A 24672-nucleotide genomic window follows, 5' to 3' on the forward strand; every position below is an offset into this window, starting at 1 on the left:
GCTCTTTCCGGGCCGCTCCCGGACCGCGCTACTCCTGGCCCTCGCCGGTGATGAGCCGGGCGATCATCAGGGCCACCAGGATGATCGCGCCGTAGATGGCCTGGATCCAGAAGGACGACACCTGGGCCAGGGTGAGCAGGTTCTCCAGCATGCCCAGCAGCAGGACGCCCAGCAACGCCCCGGCCAGGGATCCCCGGCCGCCGCTCAGACTGATGCCGCCGATGACGGCGGCCGCGAACACGGTGAAGATCAGGCCCTGTCCCTGATTGGCGTTGATCGCCCCGACCCGCCCGGCGATCACCAGGCCGGCCACCGCGGCCAGGGTCCCGCCGATGACCAGGACCCCCCAGGCCACCCGTTCGACCCGGATGCCCGCCGCCCGCGCCGCGGGTGCGTTGCCGCCCACCGCGTACACCGCGCGTCCCAGCCGGTGGTGGCGCAGCACCCACCCGGCGCCGGCGAAACAGGCGCCGGTCACCCACACGGAGACGGGGACGCCGAGCCAGGTGTCGGAGCCGAGAGCCAGGAACGCGGCGGGGGCGTCGAAGAGGGTCTTGCCGGACACCATGCCGACCAGGACTCCGCGCAGCACGATGTTCATCGCCAGGGTCACGATGAAACCGTTGAGCTGGAGCTTGACGATCAGCAGACCGTTCACGGCCCCGATCAGCGCCCCCGTGAGCGGAATGATCAGCAGGCCGCACCAGGTGGGCAGTTCGCTGCCGAACCCCGCCGAGACGGCCGGGATCACGGCCATGAAGCCGAGCGCCGGGGCGAGCCCCGCGATCGACTCCAGCGAGAGGTCCATCTTGCCGCTGATCAGGATCATCGCCTCGGCGAGCACCAGCAGTCCGAGCGCCGAGGAGGCGCTGAGCACGTTCAGCAGGTTGTCCCGCTCCAGGAAGCTCTCGTTGCTGACCGCGCCGATGACCAGCAGCAGGAGCACCGCGGGCAGCAGCGCCAGGTCGCGGACCCGGCCCAGGGCGATGGTGCGGACGGGACGGCGGACCGCGGTGCCCGGGCCGCCGCCGGGCGTCGGGCCGCCTTTCGCCGGGCCATGGGCCGGGCCGTCGGTCCGGCCGTTCGGCGCGGTGTCATTCATGGCCGGTGCCGACCCCTTCGATCGAGGCCACCAGCTCTTCGTCGGTCCATCCGACGGGGTACTCGGCGGCGAGAGAGCCGTTGAACATCACCAGGACGCGGTCACAGCTCCGCAGGTCCGCCGGCTCGTCCGAGACGACGAGTGCCGCCCGTCCCGCGGCCCTGGCCCGGTCGACGACCGCCAGCAGCGCCCGCTTGGACTGCACGTCGACACCCGCGGTCGGGTTGATGAGCACCAGTACCGCCGGGTCGGCGGCCAGCGCCCGGCCCATGACGACCTTCTGCTGATTGCCGCCCGACAGGTCCTTGACCGGCTGGTCCGGGCCGTCCGTCGTGATGTCGAGACCCGTGATCGTCCGCCGGGCGAACGCGTCCCGGGCCGGGCGCGAGATCACGCCGAGGCGCCCCAGCCGGTCCATGATGCTCAGCGAGGCGTTCTCGGCCACCGACAGGTCCGGTACAAGCCCTTCATGGTGCCGGTCGCGCGGGACACAGCCCACGCCCGCCGCGAGCGCCGAGGGGACGCTGCCCGGCCGCGTCGGACGGCCGAGGACCTCGATCCGCCCGCTGTCGGGCCGGTACAGCCCGGCCAGCGCCTCGGCGACCTGGTGGCTCCCGGAGCCCGCGAGCCCGGCCAGCCCCACCGTCTCGCCGGACCGGACGGTGAAGCTGACGTCCGTGAAGTGCGGGCCGCTCAACTGGTCCACCCGTACGGCGACGGGCGCGTCCGCCGCCCGCGACCGGACCGTGCCGGAGCCGGGGACCGCAGCCGTGCCCCGCCCTCCGGTCATCGCCTCGATGAGTTCGGTCCTGCCCAGCTCGCCCACGGGCGCCGTGGTGATCCAGCGGGCGTCGCGGAAGACGGTGACGGCCTGGCAGACGGCGTAGACCTCCTCCAGATGGTGGGAGATGTAGAGGAAGGTGATCCCGGCCCGCTGCAACTGCCGGACATGGGTGAACAGGCGGTCGATCGCCCGGCTGTCCAGCTGGGCGGTCGGCTCGTCCAGAATGATGAACCGGGTGCCGCGGGAGATCGCCCTGGCGATCTCGACCATCTTGGCGTCCTCGACGGTGAGCCTGCCGGCCGGCACGTTCTCGTCGACCTCCACGCCCCATTCGCCCAGCAGTTCGCGGGCCGCCGCGCGCATCCGCCGCCAGCTGATCACCTGGCCGCGGACCGTAGGCTGCCGGTTGACGTACAGGTTCTCGGCGACCGTGAGATCGGGGATGATCGTCGACTGCTGGTAGACGCAGGCGACCCGCCGCTGCCACGCCTCGCGGTCCGCCGGGGCGGGCGCGGGTTCGCCGTCGAACAGGACGACGCCGCGGTCGGGCCGCTGCATGCCGGTCAGGATGGCCACCAGGGTGGACTTGCCGGCCCCGTTGCGGCCGACCAGGGCGTGCGACTCACCGGCCCGGACGGTGATCCCCGCATCGTCCAGGGCCACGGTGGGCCCGTAACGCTTGTGGATCCCGTGAGCCTCGGCCACCGCGCGGCGGCCGGTGCCCTCGGCGCGGGGGTCGGTCGGTGGCGTCCGGTTCATCGCGGTCTCGCTTTCCTGGGGGCCCGGACAGGCGGTCTCCCGGGGGTCAGGAGTTCTTGCCGATCCGGTTGCCCCACAGGGAGGCGTCGTCGACGTTGTCCTCGGTCACCAGCGGTGCCGGGAGCTGGTCCTCCAGGATTCCGCCGGGCAGCCGGACGACGGTGCTGTCGTGGTCGGTCGGGCCCGGGCGGAAGGTCTCGCCCTCCATCGCCCGCTTGATGTAGTACATGCCGTACTTGGCGTACTGGTCGGCGGGCTGGGAGACGGTCGCATCGATCTGTCCCTTGCGGATCGCGTCCAGCTCCTGCGGGATGCCGTCGTTGGAGACGATCACGATGTGCTTGGGATCACCGGCCGCCACCAGCGCGTTGTGCCGTCGCAGTGTGCTCAGCGTGGGGGCCAGATACACGCCGCCGGCCTGCATGTAGATGCCCTTGATGTCGGGGTGCGCTGTGTACAGCGCCTCCAGACCGGCCGCCGCCCTTTCCGCCTTCCAGCCGGCGGGAATGTCCAGCACCTTGATGCCCGGGTAGTTCTTCTTGACGCACGCGCTGAACGCCTCCGACCGGTCCCGCCCGTTGACGGATGCCAGGTCGCCCTGGATCTGTACGACCTTGCCCGTCTTCACCGCGTCACCGATCTGCCGGCACGCCTTCTCCCCGTAGGCCCGGTTGTCCGCCCGGACCACCATGGCGACCTTGCCCTTGTCCGGCGCCACGTCGACGGCGACGACCGGGACGTCCTTGCGCTGCGCCGCGTTCAGCCCGGCGACGATCGCCGCGGAGTCCAGCGGCGAGACCACCAGGCCCTTCACGTCTTGGGCGAGCAGGTTCTGGATGTCGGTGATCTGTTTGCTCGGGTCGGAGTCGGAGTTCACCGTCTGCAGCACACGGACGTCCTGGGCGGCGGCCTGCTCGGGGATGTAGGAGTCGTACGCCTCCCAGAACGGTGAGGTGAGCAGCGGCAGGACCACTCCCACCTGGCCCGAGGCGGAGTCGGTGGTGCTGCTCGTGCCCCCACCGCAAGCGGTGACGGCCGACCCGCAGCAGAGTGCGAGGGCTGTTCCGACAGCGGCGATGCGTCGCTTCATGGTGCTCGGCTCCGAGTAGGTGGCCAGTGGCCGGTCGGTCGGTCAGTCAGTGGGTCAGTGGGTCAGTGGGTCAGTGGAGGGTCGTGTCAGTGGAAGGTCGTGTCATTGGAAAGAGTCCGGATGTCGGCGGATGCCCTGGATCCCTCCGTCCACGGCGAGTGCCGTCCCGGTGGTGGCGCCGGCCAGCGGCCCGGCGAGATACGCGATGGCGTCCGCGACCTCCTGGGCGGTGACCAGGCGGCCGGTGGGCTGGCGGGCGATGAGAGCGGCGCGTTCGGCCTCCGGGTCGTCGGAGTGTTCGAGCAGCCGGCGCACCCAGGGGGTGTCCACGGTGCCCGGGGTGACGCAGTTGACCCGGACGCCCTCGCCGATGTGGTCGGCGGCCATCGCCAGGGTCAGCGCGAGCACCGCGCCCTTGCTCGCCGCGTACAGCGCCCGCTGCGGCAACCCGGCCAGTGCCACGACCGAGCAGGTGTTGACGATGGCCGCGCTGGGGGACCGGCGCAGATACGGCAGTGCCGCCCGGCTGGTGCGGACGATGCCGAGCACGTTGACGTCCAGCACGTGGTGCCATTCGTCGTCCGGGTTGTCCTCGACGGTGCCCTGGGCGCCGATCCCGGCGTTGTTGACCAGCACATCCAGGCCTCCGAACAGGTTCGCCACCCGGCTCACCGCGTCGGCCACCGACCCGGCGTCCCCGACATCGGCCTGGACCGGGTGCAGCCACGCGGGCCCCGGAACCCGGTCGAGCACCGCCACCCGGCACCCCCGCGCGGCCAGGGTCTCGGCGGTGGCCAGGCCGATCCCGGACGCACCGCCGGTGACGACCGCGGCCAGCCCCCGGAACTCCTCCCCGGTGTTCATGCCGGAGCTCCCTCGGCCGGGGGCGGGCCGTACGGGACCTGCCAGGCGGCGCCGCCGGGGAACGCGTACGCGGCGAGCGACTCGGGCCGCATCGCCGAGCTGAAGCCGGGGGCGGTCGGCGCCGCGTACCGCCCCCGGACGATCACGGCCGGGTCGAGGAAGTGCTCGTGCAGATGATCCACGTACTCGATGACCCGGTCCTGAACGGTGCCGGAGACCGCCACACAGTCGAACATCGCCAGATGCTGCACGAGCTCGCACAGTCCCACCCCGCCCGCGTGCGGGCACACGGGGACCCCGAACTTGGCGGCGAGCAGGAGGATCGCCAGGTTCTCGTTGACTCCCCCGACCCGGCAGGCGTCCAGCTGCAGAAAGTCGATCGCGTCCGCCTGGAGCAGCTGCTTGAACATCACGCGGTTGTGCACATGTTCGCCCGTCGCCACCGGCACCGGCGCCACGTCCCGGCGGATCTTCGCGAGACCGAGAATGTCGTCCGGGCTGGTCGGCTCCTCGATCCAGTACGGGTCGAACTCCGCCAGCCGCCGGACCCATCCGACCGCCTCCTCGACCCCCCAGCGCTGATTGGCGTCCAGCGCCATCCGCACCCCGGGGCCGATCGCCGCCCGCGCGGTACGGCACCGGCGCACATCGTCGGCCAGGTCGGCGCCGACCTTGAGCTTGATCTGCCGGAACCCGCTGTCCACGGCCTTCCGGGCCAGCCGGGCGACCTTGCTGTCCGGGTAACCGAGCCAGCCGGGGGACGTGGCATACGCCGGATACCCCTCGGCGAGCAGCCGCGCCTCCCGCTCCTCCATCCCGCCCCGCGCCCGCCGCAGAATCCCCAGCGCCTCATTGGGGGTCAGCGCGTCCTCCAGATAGCGGAAGTCGATCAACTCGACCACCTGCTCGGGCGCCAGGTCGGCCAGCAGCTTCCACAGCGGCTTCCGCTCCCGCTTCGCGTACAGATCCCATACGGCGTTCACCACGGCCCCGATGGCCATGTGCACCACGCCCTTCTCCGGCCCCAGCCAGCGCAGCTGGCTGTCCCCGACGAGCGAGCGGCAGAACCCTCCGAGGTCGGACAGCACCTCTCCCAGCCGCAGCCCCACCACATAGGGGCGCAGCGCCTTGATCGCCGCCACCTCGACCTCGTTGCCCCGGCCGATGGTGAAGCAGAACCCGTGCCCCTCCAGCCCGTCCCCGGCATCGGTCCGGATGATCACATACGCCGCCGAATAGTCCGGGTCGGGATTCATCGCGTCCGACCCCTCGAGCCGACGCGACGTGGGAAACCGGATGTCGTAGGCGTCCAGCGCCGTGATCCGCCCCCGCGCCGGGTGGGGGCTCATGGCAGGCGGCTCATCGACGTCATCGGGGACTCCACAGAATCGGGTCTGACGGCAAACTCGGTACCCAAATGACTGTATATCGCCCAAAAGCCACGACCGCCTATCGGAGACCTGTGTCTCGGGCGGCTTGGACCGCACTGCAACGATGCCTGCCGGGAGCCGGCGAACCGGGTGCCCGCATGGACAGTTCGCGACAGGGCAACAGAAACCGCTGCCGGTATCCCGCGCTACGCCGTCCACAGGCATCCGCGCTCTCCTTGCGCTCCAGGTTTTCGGGTGCACGAGCCCCGATAGCATCGACTGCGACAACGGGGGCAGCAGACTCGATCAACCCAGGGGACGGGCCGGCGATTATGGGTGGGGCAGCGCGGCTGCGGGTACCAGTGGGCGCGGACTCGGAGCGGTGGGTCACACGCGCCGGCTGCCGTCGCGTCCTGTTCATCGTGCACAACGTCACGTCCGCGACCCGCCTGCTGGATGTGCTCCCCCTGTTCCACAGCGACGTTCGCGTACAGCTGCTCGCCACCTGCACAGGTTCGTCTCCGTTTCTGGCCGGAGTGCCCGAGTTGCTGGCGCAGGCAGGGCTGCCGGTACTCCCTTGGGAACAAGCCAAGGACATGACGTTCGACTTGGCGGTGGCGGCGAGCTACGGCGGTGAACTAGGCGCGATACAAGCGAAATTGACCGTTTTGTCACATGGTGTCGGTTATAATAAGAAGCTGGCAACGCCGAACGCCGAACGCCGAACGCCGAACGCCGAACGCCGAACGCCGAACGCCGGTCTTCGGATTGTCGCCGGAGTGGCTCCTGGAGAACGGGCGTCCACTCGCCACCGCCACCGTCCTGTCGCACCCCGAACAGCTGGAGAGGCTGCATGCGTCCTGCCCGGAGGCAGCGCCTACCGCGGTGCTTGCCGGGGATCCGTGTTACGACCGTATCCTTGCCGCTCTCCCCCAGCGCGACCGCTTCCGCCGCGCCCTGGGCGTGGCACCGGGGCAGCGGCTGATTGTCGTCAGCTCGACCTGGTCGTCACGGTCTCTCTTCGGCGGCAGCACCCTCACAGGAGAGGCCGAAGCACCCGCCACGGATGATCTGTTGCCCTGGCTGCTGTCACGACTGGCCACGGAACTGCCCGCCGACGAGTACCGGACCACCGCCGTCCTGCATCCGAACATCTGGCACGGCCACGGCCCCGGACAGGTTCGAGCCTGGCTGGACAGCGCGCGGCGAGCCGGTCTGGACGCGATCTCGCCGCTCGAAGGGTGGAGACAGGCCCTGATCGCGGCCGACTGCGTGCTGGGCGACCACTCCAGCGTCACCTACTACGCGGCGTCCATCGGCATTCCTGTCCTCCTCGGCGCTTTTCCCCAGGAGGACCTCGACCCGCTCTCCCCGGTAGCCACCCTCGGGCGTACGGCGCCCCGCCTTCTGCGCCACGGCAGTCTGCGGGACCAGATCGATCGGGTGATGGCACTTCACGAGCCCGGCCGGTACAAGCGACTGGCAGAGCAGGCCAGTTCGTCACCGGGAGAGTCGGCCACCCTCCTGCGTCGCCTGTTCTACGACGTCATGGACATCTCAGAACCCGCAGATCACCCCGCTCTGCTCGACCCGCTGCCCCTTCCGCCCTACGAACCCGCCCGCCGTACCGCACCGGTTCGCGTGCTCACCGGGGCGATCAGCACGGATCCGCCGCACGTCGCCGTCGTCCGTCACGCCGTGGTCGGCGACGGGCCTGACCTGACGGAAGGCCCGCCGGGGCGGTTCGACACCGCCCACACCGTGGTCGACGAGGAGACACGGGAGACGGGTCGGCTGCGGATCGCGGACGTCGTCGTACGGTGCGCGGCCGCGGACGACCCACGCGTCGGCCCGCCCGCCGCCTGGACCTCGGAGGCCCTCACGCAGTACCCGTACTGCGGGCTGGTCGCCTACATCGACGGGCCCGACCGCTGTACCGTGCGCACCCGCTCGGGAGACCTTGTACGCCTGTCGGCCGCCCCGGATCCGGATGGACGACCCGACCTGTGCGATCCGGCCGCCTACGCCTCCGCGCTCTACGCCTGGCTCGCGAGCGGGAGGCACCTGGACGAGGCCCTCCCCGAAATCACCGTACGCACCGGCGCCACGGCACACCCCGTCACCGTGGAGCTGCTCCCGCCGTCCCCACCACCGGCCGGGTCTCACGCCTCCGGTTCTGCGAGCTCCGCCCGGATCCGCTCGGCACCGGTCCGGTCGCCGTTCTCCTCGTAGTGCACAGCGGCGGTGCGGAGATCCTCCGCCGCCTGCGCCGGGCGGTCCGAGACACGATGGCACCGGGCCCTCGACTCGAAGACGTCGGCGAGCTGCAGTCCTGCGCCTGCCGTCTCCATGGCCTTGACGGCCTTGTCCAGACTCACCCGCGCGAGGTCCGCGTCCCCCGCTTCCAGGTGCAGTTCGCCCAGGCTCATGTAGACCCGGCCTTCGTTGTAGGCGTCGCGGCCGTCGGGCAGTGTGCGGAACCGCACCAGCGCGTCGTTGAGCCGGGTGAGGGCGGCTTCGAAGTGCCGCTGTTTCGTCTGGGCACGGCCGATGTGGTGCTCCAGCAGGGCCGTGGCACGAGGCAGGTCCTCCCACCCGTCGTCCCTTTCCCGGATACGCCCCAGGATCTCCCGCGCCTCCTCGAAGCACTGCTGGGCTTCCGCGTACCGCCACCGCTTGAGGTGGAGCAGCCCCAGAGCCTCGACGGCGCTCGCCTGCCCGCGATGGTGGCCGCAGGCCTCGTCCGCGCCCACGGCTTGCGCGAGGGCCTCCTCGGCGTCGTCCGCCCGCCCGGCTCCCATGTACCCGAACGCGAGTTGCACCAGCATCCGGCCCACCGCACGCCGGTCACCGAACTCCGCGGCGCAGCGCCGGGCGGCCTCGACTCCGAGCAGATGCGTGTCGATCCACTGGGCATGGAAGCCGAGCAGCAGATGAAGACCCCACATGGCCTCGCACAACTGCCAGACAAGGTCGTCGAAGCCGTGGTGATCGGCCGCGCGGATGACGGCCGCGAGATTCTCACGCTCGCGGCGCAGTTCCGCCAGCGCGTGCTTGCCGTCCGCCGGATCACGATCCTCGGGCAGAACGAGCCCCCGATAGGCGGCACCGAGCCGCCAGCGCAACGGCATGACCCGGAAGTCCGCCTCCGCCGCACAACGCAGATGCGCGACCGCCACCCGACGGACCCCGGCGGACATGCGGCCATGACCGTCCTCGGCCATCGCAAGCTCACGTGCGTGCGCCCGCGCCAGATCGTGGAAGCGGTAGCGCTCCTCCCCGACCTCCTCCAGCAGGTGGACCCTGGCCAACTGCTCCAGCAGTACCCGGGCCTGATCCTCCTTCACGTCGGCGGCCTGCGCGGCGCACATGACGGTCACGGTCGGCCATGCCCACACCGCGAGCGCACGGTAGAAGGCGGCGCACTCGGGGGTCAGTTCGCCGTACGAGACATCCTGAGCGTGGCGAACAGGATCGGCCGAACCACTTGGGTCGTCGATGCTTCCCGATGGCACGGCGTCGCCTCCCTGGCCGTGGATCCGTTCGGACAACTGTCGCGCCACCCGTTCCCAGGGCAAGTGCTCCCGGACGGCGAGACCGGCACCCGTGGTGCACAGGGCAAGAGGAACACCACCAGCCGCCCGAGCCACCGCCTGAACGACCGCGTCCGGAGCCGCCGCCCGCTCGCTCCCCGCGACCCGCCGGAGCAGGAGGACGGAATCCGCGGTCGACAGCGGCCTCAGGATCCGCGGGTGAGCCCCGTGCTCGGCCACCAGGCGGCCCAGCCGCTGCCGACTGGTCACAAGGACAAGGCATCCTGGCGAAGCCGGGAGCAACGGGATGACCTGGGCGTCGGCATGGGCATTGTCCAGTACGACCATCATGCGCCGGTCGGCCATGCAGTCGCGGTACAGGTCCCGCTGACGGGCCTCATCACCGGGCACCTTGGCGGGCGGAACCCCGAGTCTCTCCAGAAACCGCGCAAGCACGTCGGAGGGCGGAAGAGCCGCACCGGAGGACGCGCCGGCCAGGTCCACGAACAGGACCCCGTCGGGGAACCGCTCCCGTAGTGCGTACGCGCACCGAACGGCGACGGCGGTCTTGCCGATACCGCCCGGCCCGGTGAGCGCGGCGATCGTCGGCGCCCCCGGTATGGGGTCCGCATCGTCGAGCAGTGCCGTGATCCACTCGATCACGTCCTCGCGGTCCGTGAACACCGCGGTCGCCGGCGGCAGCATCTGCGGCCGGGAGGCGCCGTGAGCCACGGCAGGCAGGGCGCGCGGCGCCAGCCAGGATGCCTCCCGGACCCACTCCGCGAGATCCCGGGCGAACTCCGGGTATCTACGGGCGACTTCCATCAGCCGCAGCGTGGCCGCCAACTGCTCGGACTCCGTGACGGGCAGGGTGGGTTGCTGCTCACCGTCTCCGGAACCGGTGCCCGCTCCCCCGTCCTCGGTACGTGCTCGACTCAGCAGGCCGCAGAGCCTCTCCGAGGTCCGCCTGCCCATCTCGCCGCCCGCTCCGGAAAGAGCGCCCGAAGCGACCGTACCGACTGCCGAGAGCGCCATGCTCACCAACGGTTCCACCCAGGACTCCCCCAACTCGCAGCTCCCGCAATGCTATCGACAAGATCGGAGCACGGGCGGGAAGAGTCGGCGCTACGAGGACACCATGCGGCGGCTCGGCAGGAACCCCGCACCCGGACCTCACCGAGACCGACTGGAGATCCCTCACAGCCGCATGCCACCTGACCGCCACGGGACCCATTCCGTTCGCGTCCTTCTCCCACTGCCGAATCCCGGTCAGGCCCATCCCCGATCACGAGGATCTGATGCCGGCGGACTTCAGCCATGGCGGCCTCCCCCGCTCCTGGCGAAGGTCCCGTCCGCCCGGTCTCCGTCTCCCTCCACGAAGGCACCATCGCCGCCCTCAAGGCACGCACCGGCAAGCGCGGCATGTCCGGCCTACGTCGAAGCCCGCAGGATTGCCCCTGCGGCACCGGAGAATCAACTGCGCAGCACGTTGACCGACATTGACAATCTCGGCACGGTCGACACGTCCCGGTCTACGGCCCGTCACCCAGACTGCCCACCGCACCCTGAATGCACCAATGCGTTCCCCTTGCGCGCACCACCGACAGCCGGAACCGGTCAGCCATCATCCAAGTCTTGAAAGCCACAGGTCAGACGGCTTTCACCTGCCCGCCGACATGAACCACGCTCGTGATCAAACCTCCGACCTACGCATCACAGCTGCGCAGGTCAACAGCCACCCGCCTGCCTGGACCAGACAGCACGAACAACAGAAAACCCCAGGTCAGTGCCCTGACCTGGGGTTCCAAACAGAGCCGCCTTCGGGATTCGAACCCGAGACCTACGCATTACGAGGCCGCCAGAGGTCGCGCTGGGCTGTGCCACGCTGTCGTACCAGATCCCGTTTTCCCAGATCAGAGCCCATGCCGCGGTCCGGCTGCCCGCATCCCGTGTTGCACGGTCCAAGGCGTCCGCGCTCCCTTTGCGCTCCCCGTTCCTCGGCGAAGCAATGCGAGCGCGTGGACAGCCCCTTGCCGACACCATGCAGTCACAGGTTGTCGAGACCGCACAGGCGAGCCGGCGCTCAGGACTCGCGAGCTCCTCACCTCCTCGCCTCGGCGAGCGCAGCGGCAAACGGTCGACGGCTTCGTGGGACCGGAGGTCCTCAGGCATCACATCTGGCGGCGCCGTCGGTGTGCAGGATGCTGTGGCGGTCGAGGACCTCACGTGCTCGCGGCCAATAGTCGGCCGGAGGCACGAGCATGCCCATGAGGAAGTCGGTCGGGTCCTGGCCGTCGTACAGCTCGGCGCGGTAAGGCCACGGCGGCATCGGGGACGCGCCACCACCTGGACCAGATCACACTTGTCCGCCACACCCGATTGACCTCGAGCATCCCTCGGCCCGGCCCGAGGTGATGTACACCTGCCACCGATTACGGGACATAGTCAGCGATACAGTATATGTAGGTCAATTGGGAGAATCTCCAATCTACGGCAGCAGTGCCCGATGGTGGGGCATTCCACGGCGGGGCTTCACACGCGACCTTTCAGGAGATGCGGTGACGGCTGGGAACGCGAGGCCCATGAGCCGCATCGAGCAGCCGGAGGCGATGCGGCTACGGTTGCTGGCGGCCAGCGACCACGATCTGTCGATGGCCGAGGCACTGAACGTGGCCCTTCAGCAGGTGACCGCTGACCTGGGTGGCCTCGGCGGCTTGGTGCACTGGCGCGACCCCGGTTCTGATCGGTTGCGCTTGGTGGCGGCCAGCGGACTTGCGCCGGAACTCGCCGGGGCATGGGCGGATCTTCGTGCGGACGAGGACGTGCCCCCCGCACGCGCCTTGCGCAGCGGCGCCTTCGTCTGGGTGGCCGAGGACAGCCTGGGGATCGGGGCCTGTGGCACTGCGGCAGTGCCACTGCTCGGTACCAGCGGGCGAGTCGGTGCGCTTTCCGTGCTCATGGCAGGGCCCGACGAGCCGGATCCCGCGCAGCGGTCCTTTCTCGGCTCCGTTGCGCTGTGGGCGGCCGGACGCCTGGAAAAAGGTCACGCTACGCCGTCGGGTGTCGGCTCGGCGCCCGGGAAACCGCCGGCGATCGACTGGCCCGGTGGGCAGATGCCCCGCGCGGTGGCGATCAGGCATTGGGAGTACGACGCCGCGGCCGGTTCCGTAACGCTCACCGAGCCGGTCATCGACACGCCCGGCGAGTCGCTGCAAGCGTTCGACGAGAGCGCGGACCTCTGCCGGCACCTTCCGGGCATTGAGGATCTGCCGACATTCACGGCCGACATCCGTGAGGCGTACGACAGCGGGACGGCGCACGACACCGAATACCGAGTGCACCACAGCGACGGCACATTCGGGTGGGTGCGAGCGCGCGGCCACATCGTGCCGGGTGAGCACGGCACCTCTGTCCGTATGGTCGGCACGCTGTGGGGTCCGGCTCACGCACAAGCCGCGGGCGATCCGGTCGTCGCCGCCCTTCGTGACATGGACGAAGGATTCCTGGCGGTCGACGAGGACTGGCGGATCACCTGCGTCAACGAGGAGGCCGAGCGTCTCCTCGGCCCCGGCCGGACGCCGCTGGGCAGCACTCTCTGGGATATTCCCGTAGGCCGCGCACCCGGTCTCGAAGCCCAGTGCCGGCGCGCGTCCGCCGAGAGGAAGCCGATCGGTTTCGATCTCCACGGGCCGACCGATCAGCGCGTCCGCCGTGTCCGGCTGGTCCCCTTGCAGGGCGGCGGGCTGACGATCTACTTCGCCGGTGTCACCGACGAGCGGCCAGAGGGAGCCGAGCGATCGGTCGGCGAGCGAAGCGAGACGGGGGTCCCCCCGGCCGGAGGCTGGGGGAGGGTCGCGGCTGGGCGAACCGCCCGGATGAGTGAACTGACGGCGGCGCTGGCCGAAGCCGTCACATCCAGCGACGTGGTGAAGGCCGTCGCGGAGCGGGTCCTGCCGCCCTTCGGCGCCGACGGGCTGGTGGTCAACGCGCTTGAGGGTGGCCGGCTGCACGTGGTCGGATCCGTCGGATACACAGAGGAATTCCTGCGCCAGATCAGCGGGATCTCGCTCACGAGCCACATGGCGATCGCCGAAACGCTCCGCACCCGCACTCCCGGATTCGTCGAGTCGCCTGCCGAATATGTCCAGCTCTATCCCCAGTTCGAGGGCTTTGTGGACGCGTCGACCAAGAGCGCATGGGCGTTCCTGCCTCTCATCGCCTCCGGGCACGCGATCGGTTGCTGTGTTGTCTCCTTCTCCCGGCCGCGCTCCTTCAGCGAGGAGGAACGCACCCTGCTGATAGCCCTGAGCGGGCTGATCGCGCAGGCACTGGAACGGGCCCGGCTGTACGACGTGGAGCACACCCGCGCCCAGGAACTCCAGCGCGGTCTGCTCCCCAGGACACTGCCCTCCCTGCCGGCCGTCTGCGCCGCCGCTCGCTACATGCCCGCGGGGAAAGGCGAAGAGGTCGGCGGTGACTGGTACGACCTGATCCCGCTGTCCGGCGATCAGGTCGCCATCGTGATCGGCGACGTCATGGGGCACGGCCTCGCCGAAGCCGCCGTCATGGGGCAGCTGCGCACAGCGGTCCGCGCCCTTGCCGACCTCGAACTGGATCCGAACGAGCTGCTCAGCCACCTCAACGAACTCGTCTCCGACCTCGGCGACGACAAGTACGCCACCTGCTCCTACGCCGTGTTCGACCCCGTCACCCGTATCTGCTCGCTCTCCTTGGCCGGTCATCTCCCGCCTGTCATCGTCCATCCCGATGGGACGGTCCACTGCCCGGAGCTGGCCAGCGACCCGCCGCTGGGCGCCGCCGAACCTCCCTTCGAGACGCACGAGCTGCACCTGCCGGACGAGAGCCTTCTCGTGTTCTGCACGGACGGCCTCGTCGAATCCGCCACCCGGGACATCGACCAGGGACTGGCTCAGCTCAGGCAGACGCTGGCGAGGGCCGTGGCCCAGCCCTCGTTCTTCCCGACCGGCACCCAGCACGGTGACACCAGGCGCCTCGATGACCTTTGCGACGTCATCGTCTCGGCTTTGCTGCCCGACCGTGAGCAGACCAACGACGACGCGGTCCTCCTCGTGGCCCACACCCGAGGCACACCTGTCGACAGCGTCGCCTCGTGCAGTCTTCCGGACGACCCGCGGGCAGCCGGCCAGGCCCGGGAATACGTCCGCAGCCAGCTGGCCGTCTGGGGTCTGGACGATCTCGCCATGACCACCGAGCTCCTGGTGAGCGAATTGGTCGGCAACGTGATCCGGCATGCCAGCGGCCCCATGCGCGTGCGCCTGCTGCGCAGCCGGTCGCTGATCTGTGAGGTCTATGACGGCAGCCTCACCAGCCCGCGCATCCGGCGCGCCGCATACACCGACGAAGGCGGCCGGGGCCTGCACCTGGTGGCCGCTCTCTCTCAGCGGTGGGGCACTCGCCATCTCGACGAGGGCAAATGCATCTGGACCGAGCAGGACCTTCCGCTCGCCCATTGATCTGTCGACCGGCGCCGGTGGCGGACCTCAGCCCGCCTGGGCCCGGACGGTGCCGGCCTGTACCGCTGCCACGATGTCCGAGGGCTTGACCGGTAGCTGCCGAACCCGCATCCCGTACTCCCGCAGGGCGTCGTCGATGGCCGCCGACACGGCCGCCGGGGCCACCATGCGGCCGCCCTCGCCGCCGCCCTTGATGCCGTACTCGGTGAACGGCGAAGGCGTCTCGACGTGCCCGATGCGGAACGGCGGGACCTCGCCCGCGGTGGGGATCAGGTAGTCCCTGAAGGTCGAGGACAAGAACTGCCCGTCCTCGTCGTAGGCCAGCTCCTCGTAGAGCGTGGTCCCGATGCCCTGAGTGGCGCCGCCGGTGACGTGGCCGCCCAGGCTCTTGGGGTTCACGATCGTCCCGGCGTCGTGCACGGCCACGTAGTCGAGGAAGGAGGGGATCCCGGTGTCGGGGTCGACTTCCAGGACCGCGATGTGGCAGGCATGGCCCATGATCGGGTAGAAGACGCCGAAGTCCGAGCCGTCCGGTGCCGGCAGCGTCGTGTACGGATGGTCGTAGGTGTAGGACTCCTCCAGTCCGCTTGTCATGCCCTCGGGCAAGCTGAGCGCGAAGAAGTAGGCGGTGCCCGCGAGCTCCGCGAGGGTCAGCCCGGTCTCCGGGGCGTCTGTGACCTGCACGCGCGCGTCGACGAGTTCGAGGTCCTCCGCGGCCACTTCGAGGGTGTGCGCGGCGATGTCGATGAGTTTCTTCCGCAGCTTGCGCGACGCGCCCCGGATCGCACCGGCCACCATGACGGTGTAGCGGCTGCCGCCCGGGCCCGTGCTGGGAAGCGCGTGGGCGGAGTCGGCATACCGGACGTTGACGCTCTCCGGCGGGATCCCGAACTCCTCGGCCAGGACGGTGGCGCCCACCGTCTCGGGGCTGTTGCCCCACATCGACTGGCAGTGCAGCAGGAGTTGGAACTGCCCGGTCGGGTCGATCGTCACCGTCGCGCTCTCGGGGCTGGAGGTGACGGGCAGGACGGGCTTTTCCACCAGGGACCAGAACTCGGTGGAGCTGAAGACGCTGCGCTCCTGGGTGGTGGCCAGGCCGATGCCGATGCAGCGGCCCTCCTGAGCCCACAGCCGCTTCTGTTCGGCGCGCCACCTGTCCAGGTCGATCATCGACAGTGCCTTGTCCAGTACGGCTGGGTAGTCACCGCTGTCGTAGACGTTGCCGCCGGGGATCGTGTACGGGAACTGGTCGGGCTGGATGAGGTTGCGGCGGCGGATCTCCTCCGGAGCGAGCCCGAGCCGGGCCGCCCCGGCGTCGACCAGCCGTTCCAGCACCCAGTTGTGCACCTCGGAGCCGAAGCCGCGGTAGGCGCCCTGCTGGCACTTGTCGGTGAGCACGGCCCGCAGGCGGTACCTCACGTCCCGGAACCGGTACGGGCCGACGACCTGGGAGAAGGCGTTGCCGTGGTGGCCGACGCCGAACTGCATGTAGGCGCCGTAGTCGTCGACGACGTCGATGTCGAGACCGACGATCGTGCCGTCGGCGCGAAAGCCCATGCGGGCTTCGTAGAAGCGGTCGCATCCGTGGTGGTCCGAGTTCACCAGGTGGTCGATCCGGTCCTCGACGTACGACACCGGGCGGCCCACCCGCAGCGCCAGGAAGCCGGCGAGGGTGGGCACCTTGTGCGCGGCGAGCTTGCTGCCGAAGCTGCCGCCCGCCGGGACCGGCTTCATGGTCAGCTTGTTCGACGGAACCCTCAGCGCGCCCGCGATCAGGAAGGCGAAGTAGCTGAAGTTGAGCGAGTTGCAGTAGATCTCCAGTACGCCGTTGAAGCCGGGCTGGGCCACCGCGCCCGTGGTCTCCATCGGCATTCCGGCGGAGCGGCCCCAGTGCAGGGTGTCCTCGACGACGAGGTCGGCCCCGGCGAACGCGGCGTTCACATCGCCGAACTCGAAGGTCCGCTCGCAGCCGATGTTGCTGCCGTGCTCCTCGTGCAGCAGGGCGGACTCGGGCTCCATGGCCGCCCTGGGATCGGTGACCGGCGGGAGGTCCTCGTAGTCGACCTCCAGCAGGTCCACGCCGTCCTCGGCGAGGTACCTGCTCTCCGCGACGACGGCCGCCACGGCCTCGCCGACGTAGCGGACCTTGTCCACGGCCAGCGGATACTGCGCGACGGTGGCCGGGCCGAAGTTCATGCAGGGGTTCATCTTCGCCTTGCAGTCCTCGCCGGTGAGCACGGCGACGACTCCTGGCAGCTTCAGTGCCTCGGTGGCGTCGACGGACCTGATCCGCGCGTGCGGTACGGGGCTGCGCAGGATCGCGGCGTGCAGCATGCCCGGCAGTCTGAGGTCGGCGATGTACCCGCCGCGGCCGATCAGCAGCCGAGGGTCCTCGACCCGCTTGCGGTCCTTGCCGATGTACTTGTAGTCGGACTTCTGGGCGGTGCTCGTGTGCTCGGTGGTGTCCGTGTGCTCGGTGGTCATCAGGAACGACCTCCCGCGGCGCCGTCGGCCGCCGCCTCGCCGCGGAGTTTGGCGCCGGCGGACTGGACCGCGTTGACGATGTTCTGGTAGCCGGTGCAGCGGCACAGGATCCCGGAGATCTCGTGACGCACCTCGGCATCGGTCATCTCATGACCGGTCTCGATGATCTCCTTGGTACGCAGCACCATCGCGGGCGTGCAGAAGCCGCACTGCAGCCCCTGCTCCTCGGCGAAGGACTCCTGGATGGGGTGCAGCTCCGTCGGGTCGACGGACAGGCTTTCGACGGTCTCGACCGTGTGCCCGTCCCCCTGGACGGCCAGCATCAGGCAGGAGCGCACGGAGTGGCCGTCGAAGAGGACGTTGCAGCATCCGCACTCGCCGTGCTCGCATCCGAGATGCACGCTGACCAGGTCGAGTTCGTCGCGCAGGAAGTCGGCGAGCGTGGTGCGCGTCGACACCTCGCGGGTCACGTCCCGCCCGTTGACGTGCATGGTCACGGTCCGGCGGGCAGTGCCGTACTTGGCGGCGGTCGAGGTCGTCACTTCCCGTTGCTCCTCTCGTGGGCGCGTGCCACGGCCGCGGTGATCGCGCGCGACACCACGACGGAGGCGAGGTGCCGGCGGTAGGCGCGCGTGGCATGCAGGTCGTCCCCCGAGGTCACCGAGGGAACGATCTCCTCGGCGACTCTGGCGATGTTCTCCTCGGTCGAGGCCTCACCGATCAGTGCGCTCTCCACTGCGGAGGAGCGGACCGGCGTATCGGAGATACCCAGGACGCCGACGGAGACGGAGGTGAAGCGGCCGTCCTCGTAGAGGTTCACCACCGCGGCGGCGCCGGCGAGCGCAAGGTCGCCCACGCGCCGGGACACCTCCACGAAGCCGTGGCCTGCGGTCCACGGCGTCACCGGGTAGCGGATGGCGACGAGGACCTCCTCGGGCTCCAGGGCCGTGGTCATCCGGCCCTGGAAGAAGTCCTGGGCCGCGATGGTGCGGGTGCCCGACGGCCCGTGCACGACCACCGTCGCGTCGAGCGCCACTGCCGTGCACGGCAGTTCGGCAGCGGAGTCGGCGTGCGCCAGGCTGCCGCCGACCGTGCCGCGGTGGCGGTTCTCGATGTGGCCGATGTAGCGGGTGGCCTCCGGTAGCAGCGGGACCAGTTCGCCGACCAGCGGGTGGTCCTCCAGTTCGTACTGCCGAACCCCGGCGCCGACCTCCAGGATGTCGGCCCGGCGCTCGATCTTCTGCAGGTCACCGATCTTGTTGATATCGATCAGTGCCTCCGGCCTGGCAAGCCGCATGGTGAGCATGGGGAGAAGGCTCTGTCCTCCCGCGAGGACGAGGGAGTCGTTGCCGTACTCGCTCTTGAGCGCGACGGCCTCATCGACGGACTCGGGATCGCAGTACATGAATGGAGGCGGCTTCATCGCCTGTCCTTGGTTGCGGCTCCTGGGAAGGAGCAGGTGACCGGGTCCGGAGCCGAAGTCGGCTGCGGACGGTTACCCCGAGATGGCGACGCGCGATTCGTCAGGTGATTGTGGGTGCCTCACAGGCTCCGAGGCGGTTCATACGCGGATGCCCATGGGCCCTCCGGCCCTGGGCGGGGTCCGAGCCATGTGCGGGTGCGCAGGGGCAGTCATCGAGGTTCACGACGATGGCCTCCTGTGTCCTGTGTGCTGTGTACGACGCACATCCGCACCGGCCCGGTGTCACTGCCGTTCTCCTTCTAGTGCACCACACCTGGCGCAACGACGACGAAGTGTCCCGGAACGCTCGCGGGCCTGGCTCCAGCCGGTCGCCGACCCACCGACGGCCGACGCCGCCGAGCACGTACAGGGCCGTTTCGGGCTCGCCGTGATGGTGACACCTGTCTTCGTACCCGCCGAGAGCACGACGGACAGTCCCTGGATACCCGTCTTCCGCCTGCTCACAGCGCCAGAAGTCGAGTGTGGCCCTGGCGCGGGAACAGCGACGCGCGATGGCCGCCGTGGCTGCCGCTTTGGCCACAAAACCCCAGGTCACATTGGCCATCGATGCTGAATGCGCTCCCCTTGCGCTCCCCTCCGCTCATGGACATCCCACGAGCTGACCAACCATCAGGAGCACAAGACAAAAGACCAGGCCAGAGGGCATCTGACCTGGTCTCAAGTGGAGCCGCCTTCGGGATTCGAAACCCGAGACCTACGCATTACGAGACCGTGAGGGATCGTGTTGCCTGATGACGACCGATGCTGCGGGATGCTGTTATGCCTGACCAGAACACCTGCACCGTGCCGAGCGCCGGTACCTCGTGCTGCACCGTCCAAAGACGTCCGGCCACCCCTTGGCCACCACGGGGCACCTACGCCGCTCCTCAATGCCTACGCACAGCAGTTGTCGAACTCCCACAGGCTACTCAGGGTGCAAGATCCCAGCCACCTCACTGGTCACGAACACGCCCAACCCGTCGGCATCCTCGAACAGCACGGCGCTCATCTGCCGGTAGACGATCCGGGGGCCACGGTCCGACCGACCGTCACCCCAGAGGCTCCTCTTCGAGAGAGCGGGCGACGCCAAGGGCTCCCGCTTCATGAAAGGGACCGCAGGCTGTTGTGGACGCGACGGGACTTCCGGCTATCGGCCCGTACTGCTCGAAAACCCCAGCTACACGGTTCGACCACTTGCGAGGCACTCGGGTGGGCCCTCCACGGCGCCCCGCACCGCTGTTGCGAAGCAAGTAAGAGGACAGTAAGATGTCAGGCCGCCTTGCTCAAATCTTCCTCAGGCATACAGCCGTTTCGCACAGGTGTTTCTAGTGTGATGCACAAGTGGCCCGTGCGCCTTCTGGCGTGACCACACAGGCCATATACGGCAAAACGGGGAGCAGTGTGGCGAGTCGCGTTGTCATTTCCGGAAAATCCCTTCTCACGGTCGAGCTGATGGCTGAGTCGCTCAACCGAGAAGAGGGTCTTGACGTGGTGACCGTCGTAAGCGGTTACCGCAAGCTGATCGATGCCGTTGAGCGCACGGACGCGGAGGTTGTGCTGATCGACCCGGACAGGGTCGACGGCGACTGCGTGACTGCGGCCGTCGAGGTACACAAGGTGCGTCCCGCTTGTGGGGTGGCACTGGTCGTGGACACTCCGACACGGGCCTTCGTGGACCGGGCTCTCAGAGCCGGAGTACTGAGTGTCGTCCCCAAGAACGCCGGACTGCGGCGACTGGTCGAGTCGGTGCGTGGCGTCGCGTCAGGACAGGTGATCATGGATCCGCGGTTGCTGTCCGCAGCGAGCGGACAGGGCGGCCCGTTGAGCGACCGCGAGGCGGACGTGCTGCGGCTCACGGCGTCGGGAGCGTCGGTCAAGGAGATGACCGGGGAGCTTTATCTGTCGGCGGGAACGATCCGCAATCTGGCCTCGGCAGCGATCAAAAAGCTCGACGCGCGCAACCGCTACGACGCTGTGCGCATAGCGAGCGAACGATGTTGGATCTGACCAGCTGAACAGCAGGGACATGTGCTGGTTCCCGGGGGCGAGTCTGCCTCCGGGAACCAGCACGGGCGTCACTGCTCGCGACAGAACTCGTCGATGGGGTAGCCGACATGGCGATCGGCCGTCGGCAGATGGCCGAGGATCTTGTCTCCGGGGCGGAGTTCCGTGCTGTTGAGCACGGCACCCCCCGGACCGAGGACTCTGACGTGCCAGTCGTCCTGGAGGATGAGGTTCACGGTCTGCCCGTTGGGCGCCACCGCGTCGACGGAGATCAGAGGCCGTGTCTCGATCTTCACGCGCCCCACGCTGACCACGCGGGTGCGCCCCTTCGTGTCGACAGCCAACACCTTGCTGCCCGCGACGAGTTCGCTGAGGTAATGGGTACGGCCGTGGTGCGAGACGGTGTACGAGTGGATCGCGCCCGCGTTGACCCGGAACGGCCTCGTCGGCATGTAGGGAAGGGGATGGGTCTCACTGACGCACAGGACCATGCCCTTCGAGTGCGAGCCGACCAGGATCCCCTCGTCCTTGCCGAGATAGCTGCAGGTGTCGACGCAGGCGCGCTCGCCCATGCCGATGTGGGCGGTCGCCGTGACCTCCAGTTCGACCAGCGGGATCTCCCCCGTGGTGGTCCCGGCGGCCTGCTTCAGAGCGGTGGCGTCGCCGACGGACCGCGCGGGCATGAGCACCCCGTCGGAGCCCAGTTCGAGCACGCCGAAGATGATCCGGGCCTCCTCCGCGTCGGCGGCCGTCGTCACGACGGTCCCGTCGCACCCGGCCGCCGCCGCGATGACGATCTCCAGCGGGATCTTCGTGGGATCGCGGAAGTCCAGGAGACTCCACCGCTCGGTCCGGGCCGACAGACAGGCCGTCTCCAGGCTGTCCGCGTCCACGATCTCGACGTAGCGGCCGAACTCGATTGCCGGGTACGCCTCGGCGAGCTTGGCGCGGTCATCGGCGCTGCCGGAGACCAGGACCAGGTCGGCGCCTGCGAAGCCGTCCGCCGGCGCGCCGCCGTCGTGCACGAGGACCCTGCGGACCGTCGGGGGAAGATCGGCCAGCATCGTCATGTCGGCGGCGACGACGGCGTCGATGCGTTGATGTACGGCCTCTTCGAGCACCGCCGGTGCAAGATCGCCGACCTTGCGTATGTCAAGCCAGCACAGCTTGCTGTCCGTCACGCTGGTGTCCCCTCGTCATGTGGTCGAATGGTGCTGCCGGTTCGCCGGCCGGCTGCCGGTGCACGAGCCGCGCCACCCGCGCGGCTGTCCGCTGCGGGTCGCCGGACTGGAAGATGTTTCGCCCCATCGCGACGCCCAGCGCACCGCCCGCGAGAACCTCGCCGACGAAGTCGAGGACGCCGTCCTCCGTGGCCCGCGGAGGGCCGCCGGCAATGAGGACCGGGACCGGGCAGCCCTCGGTGAGCGCCACCAGGTCGGGCAGGGATCCCGGGAAGGACGTCTTGATCAGGTCGACCCCCAGATCGGCCGCGATGGTCACCGCGTGGGCCACGAGCGCGGGGTCCTGCGGGTCGGCGATGCGCGGTCCGCGCGGATACACCATGGCCATGAGCGGCAGGTTCCAGCGGTCGCAGGCGTCGGAGATCCGGCCGAGGTCGGCGATCTGCCGGCGCTCGTCGTCGCAGCCCAGGTTGACGTGCACGCTCACCGCGTCCGCCCCGAGGCGCAGCGCCTCCTCGACCTCCGTGACGAGGTACTTGGCGTCCGGGTCCGGGGCCTGTCCGGTGCTCGCGTTGAGATGGATGATCAGCGACATGTCGGCGAACCGCTCCGGGCGGATGTGCCGAACGCTGCCCTTGTGCACCACGATCGCGTCGACGCCGCCCGCCGCGAGCTGGCCCGCGAGCAGATCGATGGAGCTGTTCCTCGGCACTACGGGACCGTCGCTGATCGAGTGGTCCAGGGGCGTGATCATCAGCCCGGACGTGGTGTGGTGGTGCAGCCGCCGCAAGCGCAACGACCGCGCGAAATGCCCGTGAGGAATCATTGCGCGTCCTTTCGGCCTTCAAGTACTGCGTAGTCGGGCTTTCCTGAGGGATTGAGGGGTATCTCCGCCCACCAGGAGAATTTCTCCGGAACGTGGGCCGCCGACAGCGAGGCGGCGACATGGGCGCGCAGTTCGTCGATGCTCCCGCGGGCACCGGCGCGGAGCTGTACAGCGGCTTCCAGGTGCTCGGCGTACTCCGTGTCACGGATTCCGTACACCACGGCATTCGCCACGTCGGCATGCCGTAGCAGAACGTCCTGGACCGACGACGGATGGATCTTTATCCCATTCGCCTTGACGACACTGCCGATTCGGCCGAGCAGATGGAGGTATCCGTACCTGTCCCAGTGGCCGAGATCTCCGGTGCGGAGCCAGCCGTCGTGCATCGCGGGGCCGACGAGTTCCTCCTCGCCGACGTAACCGTCCATGAGGGTCGGCGACCTGACGCATATTTCGCCGGTCTCTCCGCGCTCGACCGCCCCGTCGGAGTCGAGGTCGCGGATTTCCATCTCCACCCAAGGAAAGGGGCGGCCGACGCTGGACAGGAGTTCCGGTTCGCCGTGGTCCAGCGGAGTCAGGGTGCACATGCCGCCGGCCTCGGTGCTGCCGTAGAGCTGGGCCAGGGCCGGTCCGAAGACGCGTGCCGCCCGGGCGATGCGGGACGGGGCGGCAGCCGTACCGCTGTAGAGGACCTGGCGCAGCGCCGGGAAGACGGCGTCCTCGATGCCGGGCTGCTCGATGAGCCGGTAGAGGTGCGGTACCGCGAGGTACACGTCGGTCACCCGCTGTTCGGTCAGCGCGTGCAGCACGTCGTCGACGTCGAAGCCGTTGTGCAGCACCACCGTGCCGCCCGCGGCAAGCGCCGCGTCCGCCATCGTCGCTGTGGCGTGGCTGACCGGCGTGACCGACAGGAGCGTCGGCCGCTGGTCCGGTGCGGAGACGCCGAAGGACAGGTCGACGAGCCAGCCCCGCACTCCGAAGGAGCGGCGCACGAGCTTGGGCCGGCCGGTGGTGCCGCTGGTCAGGTCCACGACCGCCGGGTCGTCCGGCGCGTAGGGGGCGGCCGGGGGCAGGTCCACGGTGTCCGGTACGGCGTCGTCACCGGTGAGCGTGACGAGTGCGGTGCCGTCGCGGTTCTCGCACAGAGCCCGGCCGCGGCGGACGTTGGGGCCGTCGACCACCAGCACGCGCGCGCCGGTGGCCCGCAGCAGCCGTCTCTGCTCGGCCGCCGGCAGTTCGTCCGCGTCGGACCGGGCGTTCATGGAGCGGATATGGATCACGGCGGCGCCGCGCAAGTGGACGCCGTAGCGCGCGGCGAGCATGGCCGCGCAGTTCGGTTCGGTGAGTACGGCCACGGTGTCGCCTGGGCCGATTCCCGCCCGTGCGAGGGAAGTTGCGGCGCTCGTCACGGACCGGTGGAAATCGGCGGCGGTGACGTCACCGTTCCAGGAATGCACGGCGATTCTCTCCGGATCCTTCTCCAGCTCTTCCAGAATGCGCAGAACATAGTGCCGGGTCTGTGTCATGTGGCTGTTCAGCGTCTGCCCCGTAGACATTCCCGTCCCATCTTCCGTCGCGGCACATCGAGTGATCAGCAACAATCCTGGAAGGGCGGGGACGGCACACGCAAGCGTCCCGTCGAGGCGGATGACAATCATCATCAGCCGTGAAACAAAGGTAATTCGACGGCCACTTGAAGCAATTCCGGCGGCCCCATG

At 69.3% G+C, this 24672-nt stretch carries 16 protein-coding genes; 3 read left to right on the plus strand and 13 right to left on the minus strand.

Annotation, left to right across the window (positions count from 1 at the left end):
• Window positions 1–28 precede the first annotated feature (28 nt).
• The 5 genes from QF037_RS21770 to QF037_RS21790 form a co-directional block, all read right to left on the minus strand.
• Complete coding sequence (locus QF037_RS21770) at window positions 29–1102, minus strand: ABC transporter permease (RefSeq protein WP_307027735.1); 1074 nt, start codon at window positions 1100–1102, stop codon at window positions 29–31.
• On the minus strand, window positions 1095–2645 hold the full coding sequence (locus QF037_RS21775) for a sugar ABC transporter ATP-binding protein (protein ID WP_307027737.1): 1551 nt from the start codon (window positions 2643–2645) through the stop codon (window positions 1095–1097). Before QF037_RS21775 ends, QF037_RS21770 begins: the two co-directional genes overlap by 8 nt.
• Window positions 2646–2691: 46 nt before the next feature.
• Window positions 2692–3735, minus strand: a complete 1044-nt coding sequence (locus QF037_RS21780) for a sugar ABC transporter substrate-binding protein (RefSeq protein ID WP_307027739.1) — start codon at window positions 3733–3735, stop codon at window positions 2692–2694.
• 102 nt (window positions 3736–3837) lie between these two features.
• Window positions 3838–4599, minus strand: coding sequence for an SDR family NAD(P)-dependent oxidoreductase (locus tag QF037_RS21785; protein ID WP_307027741.1), 762 nt, complete (start codon window positions 4597–4599; stop codon window positions 3838–3840).
• The gene (locus tag QF037_RS21790) at window positions 4596–5948 is read right to left on the minus strand and encodes an L-fuconate dehydratase (RefSeq protein WP_307027744.1); all 1353 of its coding nucleotides are present in this window, start codon (window positions 5946–5948) and stop codon (window positions 4596–4598) included. The genes QF037_RS21785 and QF037_RS21790 overlap by 4 nt, the downstream gene beginning before the upstream one ends.
• A gap of 789 nt (window positions 5949–6737) precedes the next feature.
• On the opposite strand from QF037_RS21790, the gene QF037_RS21795 reads away from it, so the two are divergent.
• Entirely contained in the window at window positions 6738–8201 is a 1464-nt protein-coding gene (locus QF037_RS21795) for a hypothetical protein (RefSeq protein WP_307027746.1), read from the plus strand.
• Here QF037_RS21795 and QF037_RS21800 read toward each other — a convergent pair.
• Window positions 8132–10537 carry a tetratricopeptide repeat protein gene (locus QF037_RS21800; RefSeq protein WP_307027749.1) on the minus strand — a complete coding sequence of 802 codons (2406 nt, stop codon included), beginning with the start codon at window positions 10535–10537 and terminating at the stop codon, window positions 8132–8134. The two genes, QF037_RS21795 and QF037_RS21800, sit on opposite strands and share 70 nt — an antisense overlap.
• A 1129-nt stretch (window positions 10538–11666) precedes the next feature.
• Window positions 11667–11831 (minus strand): hypothetical protein, encoded by a 165-nt coding sequence (locus QF037_RS21805; protein WP_307027751.1) that lies wholly within the window; start codon window positions 11829–11831, stop codon window positions 11667–11669.
• An 85-nt stretch (window positions 11832–11916) separates the two neighbouring features.
• On the opposite strand from QF037_RS21805, the gene QF037_RS21810 reads away from it, so the two are divergent.
• The gene (locus tag QF037_RS21810) at window positions 11917–14997 is read left to right on the plus strand and encodes a SpoIIE family protein phosphatase (RefSeq protein WP_307027753.1); all 3081 of its coding nucleotides are present in this window, start codon (window positions 11917–11919) and stop codon (window positions 14995–14997) included.
• 27 nt (window positions 14998–15024) lie between these two features.
• Here QF037_RS21810 and QF037_RS21815 read toward each other — a convergent pair whose 3' ends face one another.
• Genes QF037_RS21815 through QF037_RS21825 form a run of 3 tightly spaced genes read right to left on the minus strand, consistent with a single transcriptional unit; the run spans window position 15025 to window position 18904 of the window.
• Entirely contained in the window at window positions 15025–17481 is a 2457-nt protein-coding gene (locus QF037_RS21815; RefSeq protein WP_307027755.1) for a xanthine dehydrogenase family protein molybdopterin-binding subunit, read from the minus strand.
• The gene (locus QF037_RS21820; protein WP_307027757.1) at window positions 17481–18023 is read right to left on the minus strand and encodes a (2Fe-2S)-binding protein; all 543 of its coding nucleotides are present in this window, start codon (window positions 18021–18023) and stop codon (window positions 17481–17483) included. The genes QF037_RS21815 and QF037_RS21820 overlap by 1 nt, the downstream gene beginning before the upstream one ends.
• Entirely contained in the window at window positions 18020–18904 is an 885-nt protein-coding gene (locus QF037_RS21825; RefSeq protein ID WP_307027759.1) for an FAD binding domain-containing protein, read from the minus strand. The genes QF037_RS21820 and QF037_RS21825 overlap by 4 nt, the downstream gene beginning before the upstream one ends.
• Before the next feature lie 1401 nt (window positions 18905–20305).
• On the opposite strand from QF037_RS21825, the gene QF037_RS21830 reads away from it, so the two are divergent.
• Window positions 20306–20950, plus strand: a complete 645-nt coding sequence (locus tag QF037_RS21830; RefSeq protein ID WP_307027762.1) for a response regulator transcription factor — start codon at window positions 20306–20308, stop codon at window positions 20948–20950.
• Between the two features lie 68 nt (window positions 20951–21018).
• On the opposite strand, the gene QF037_RS21835 is transcribed toward QF037_RS21830, so the two are convergent.
• From QF037_RS21835 to QF037_RS21845, 3 genes are read right to left on the minus strand one after another with little or no spacing between them, the layout of a single operon-like run.
• Window positions 21019–22128 (minus strand): 3-dehydroquinate synthase II, encoded by a 1110-nt coding sequence (locus tag QF037_RS21835; RefSeq protein ID WP_307027764.1) that lies wholly within the window; start codon window positions 22126–22128, stop codon window positions 21019–21021.
• Window positions 22100–22954 carry a 2-amino-3,7-dideoxy-D-threo-hept-6-ulosonate synthase gene (locus QF037_RS21840; protein ID WP_307027765.1) on the minus strand — a complete coding sequence of 285 codons (855 nt, stop codon included), beginning with the start codon at window positions 22952–22954 and terminating at the stop codon, window positions 22100–22102. Before QF037_RS21840 ends, QF037_RS21835 begins: the two co-directional genes overlap by 29 nt.
• Window positions 22951–24510: a class I adenylate-forming enzyme family protein gene (locus QF037_RS21845; protein WP_307027766.1), complete on the minus strand. Its 1560-nt coding sequence runs from the start codon at window positions 24508–24510 to the stop codon at window positions 22951–22953. Before QF037_RS21845 ends, QF037_RS21840 begins: the two co-directional genes overlap by 4 nt.
• Window positions 24511–24672: the final 162 nt, after the last annotated feature.

It is taken from the genome of Streptomyces canus (genome assembly GCF_030815415.1).
Lineage (GTDB): Bacteria > Actinomycetota > Actinomycetes > Streptomycetales > Streptomycetaceae > Streptomyces > Streptomyces canus_F.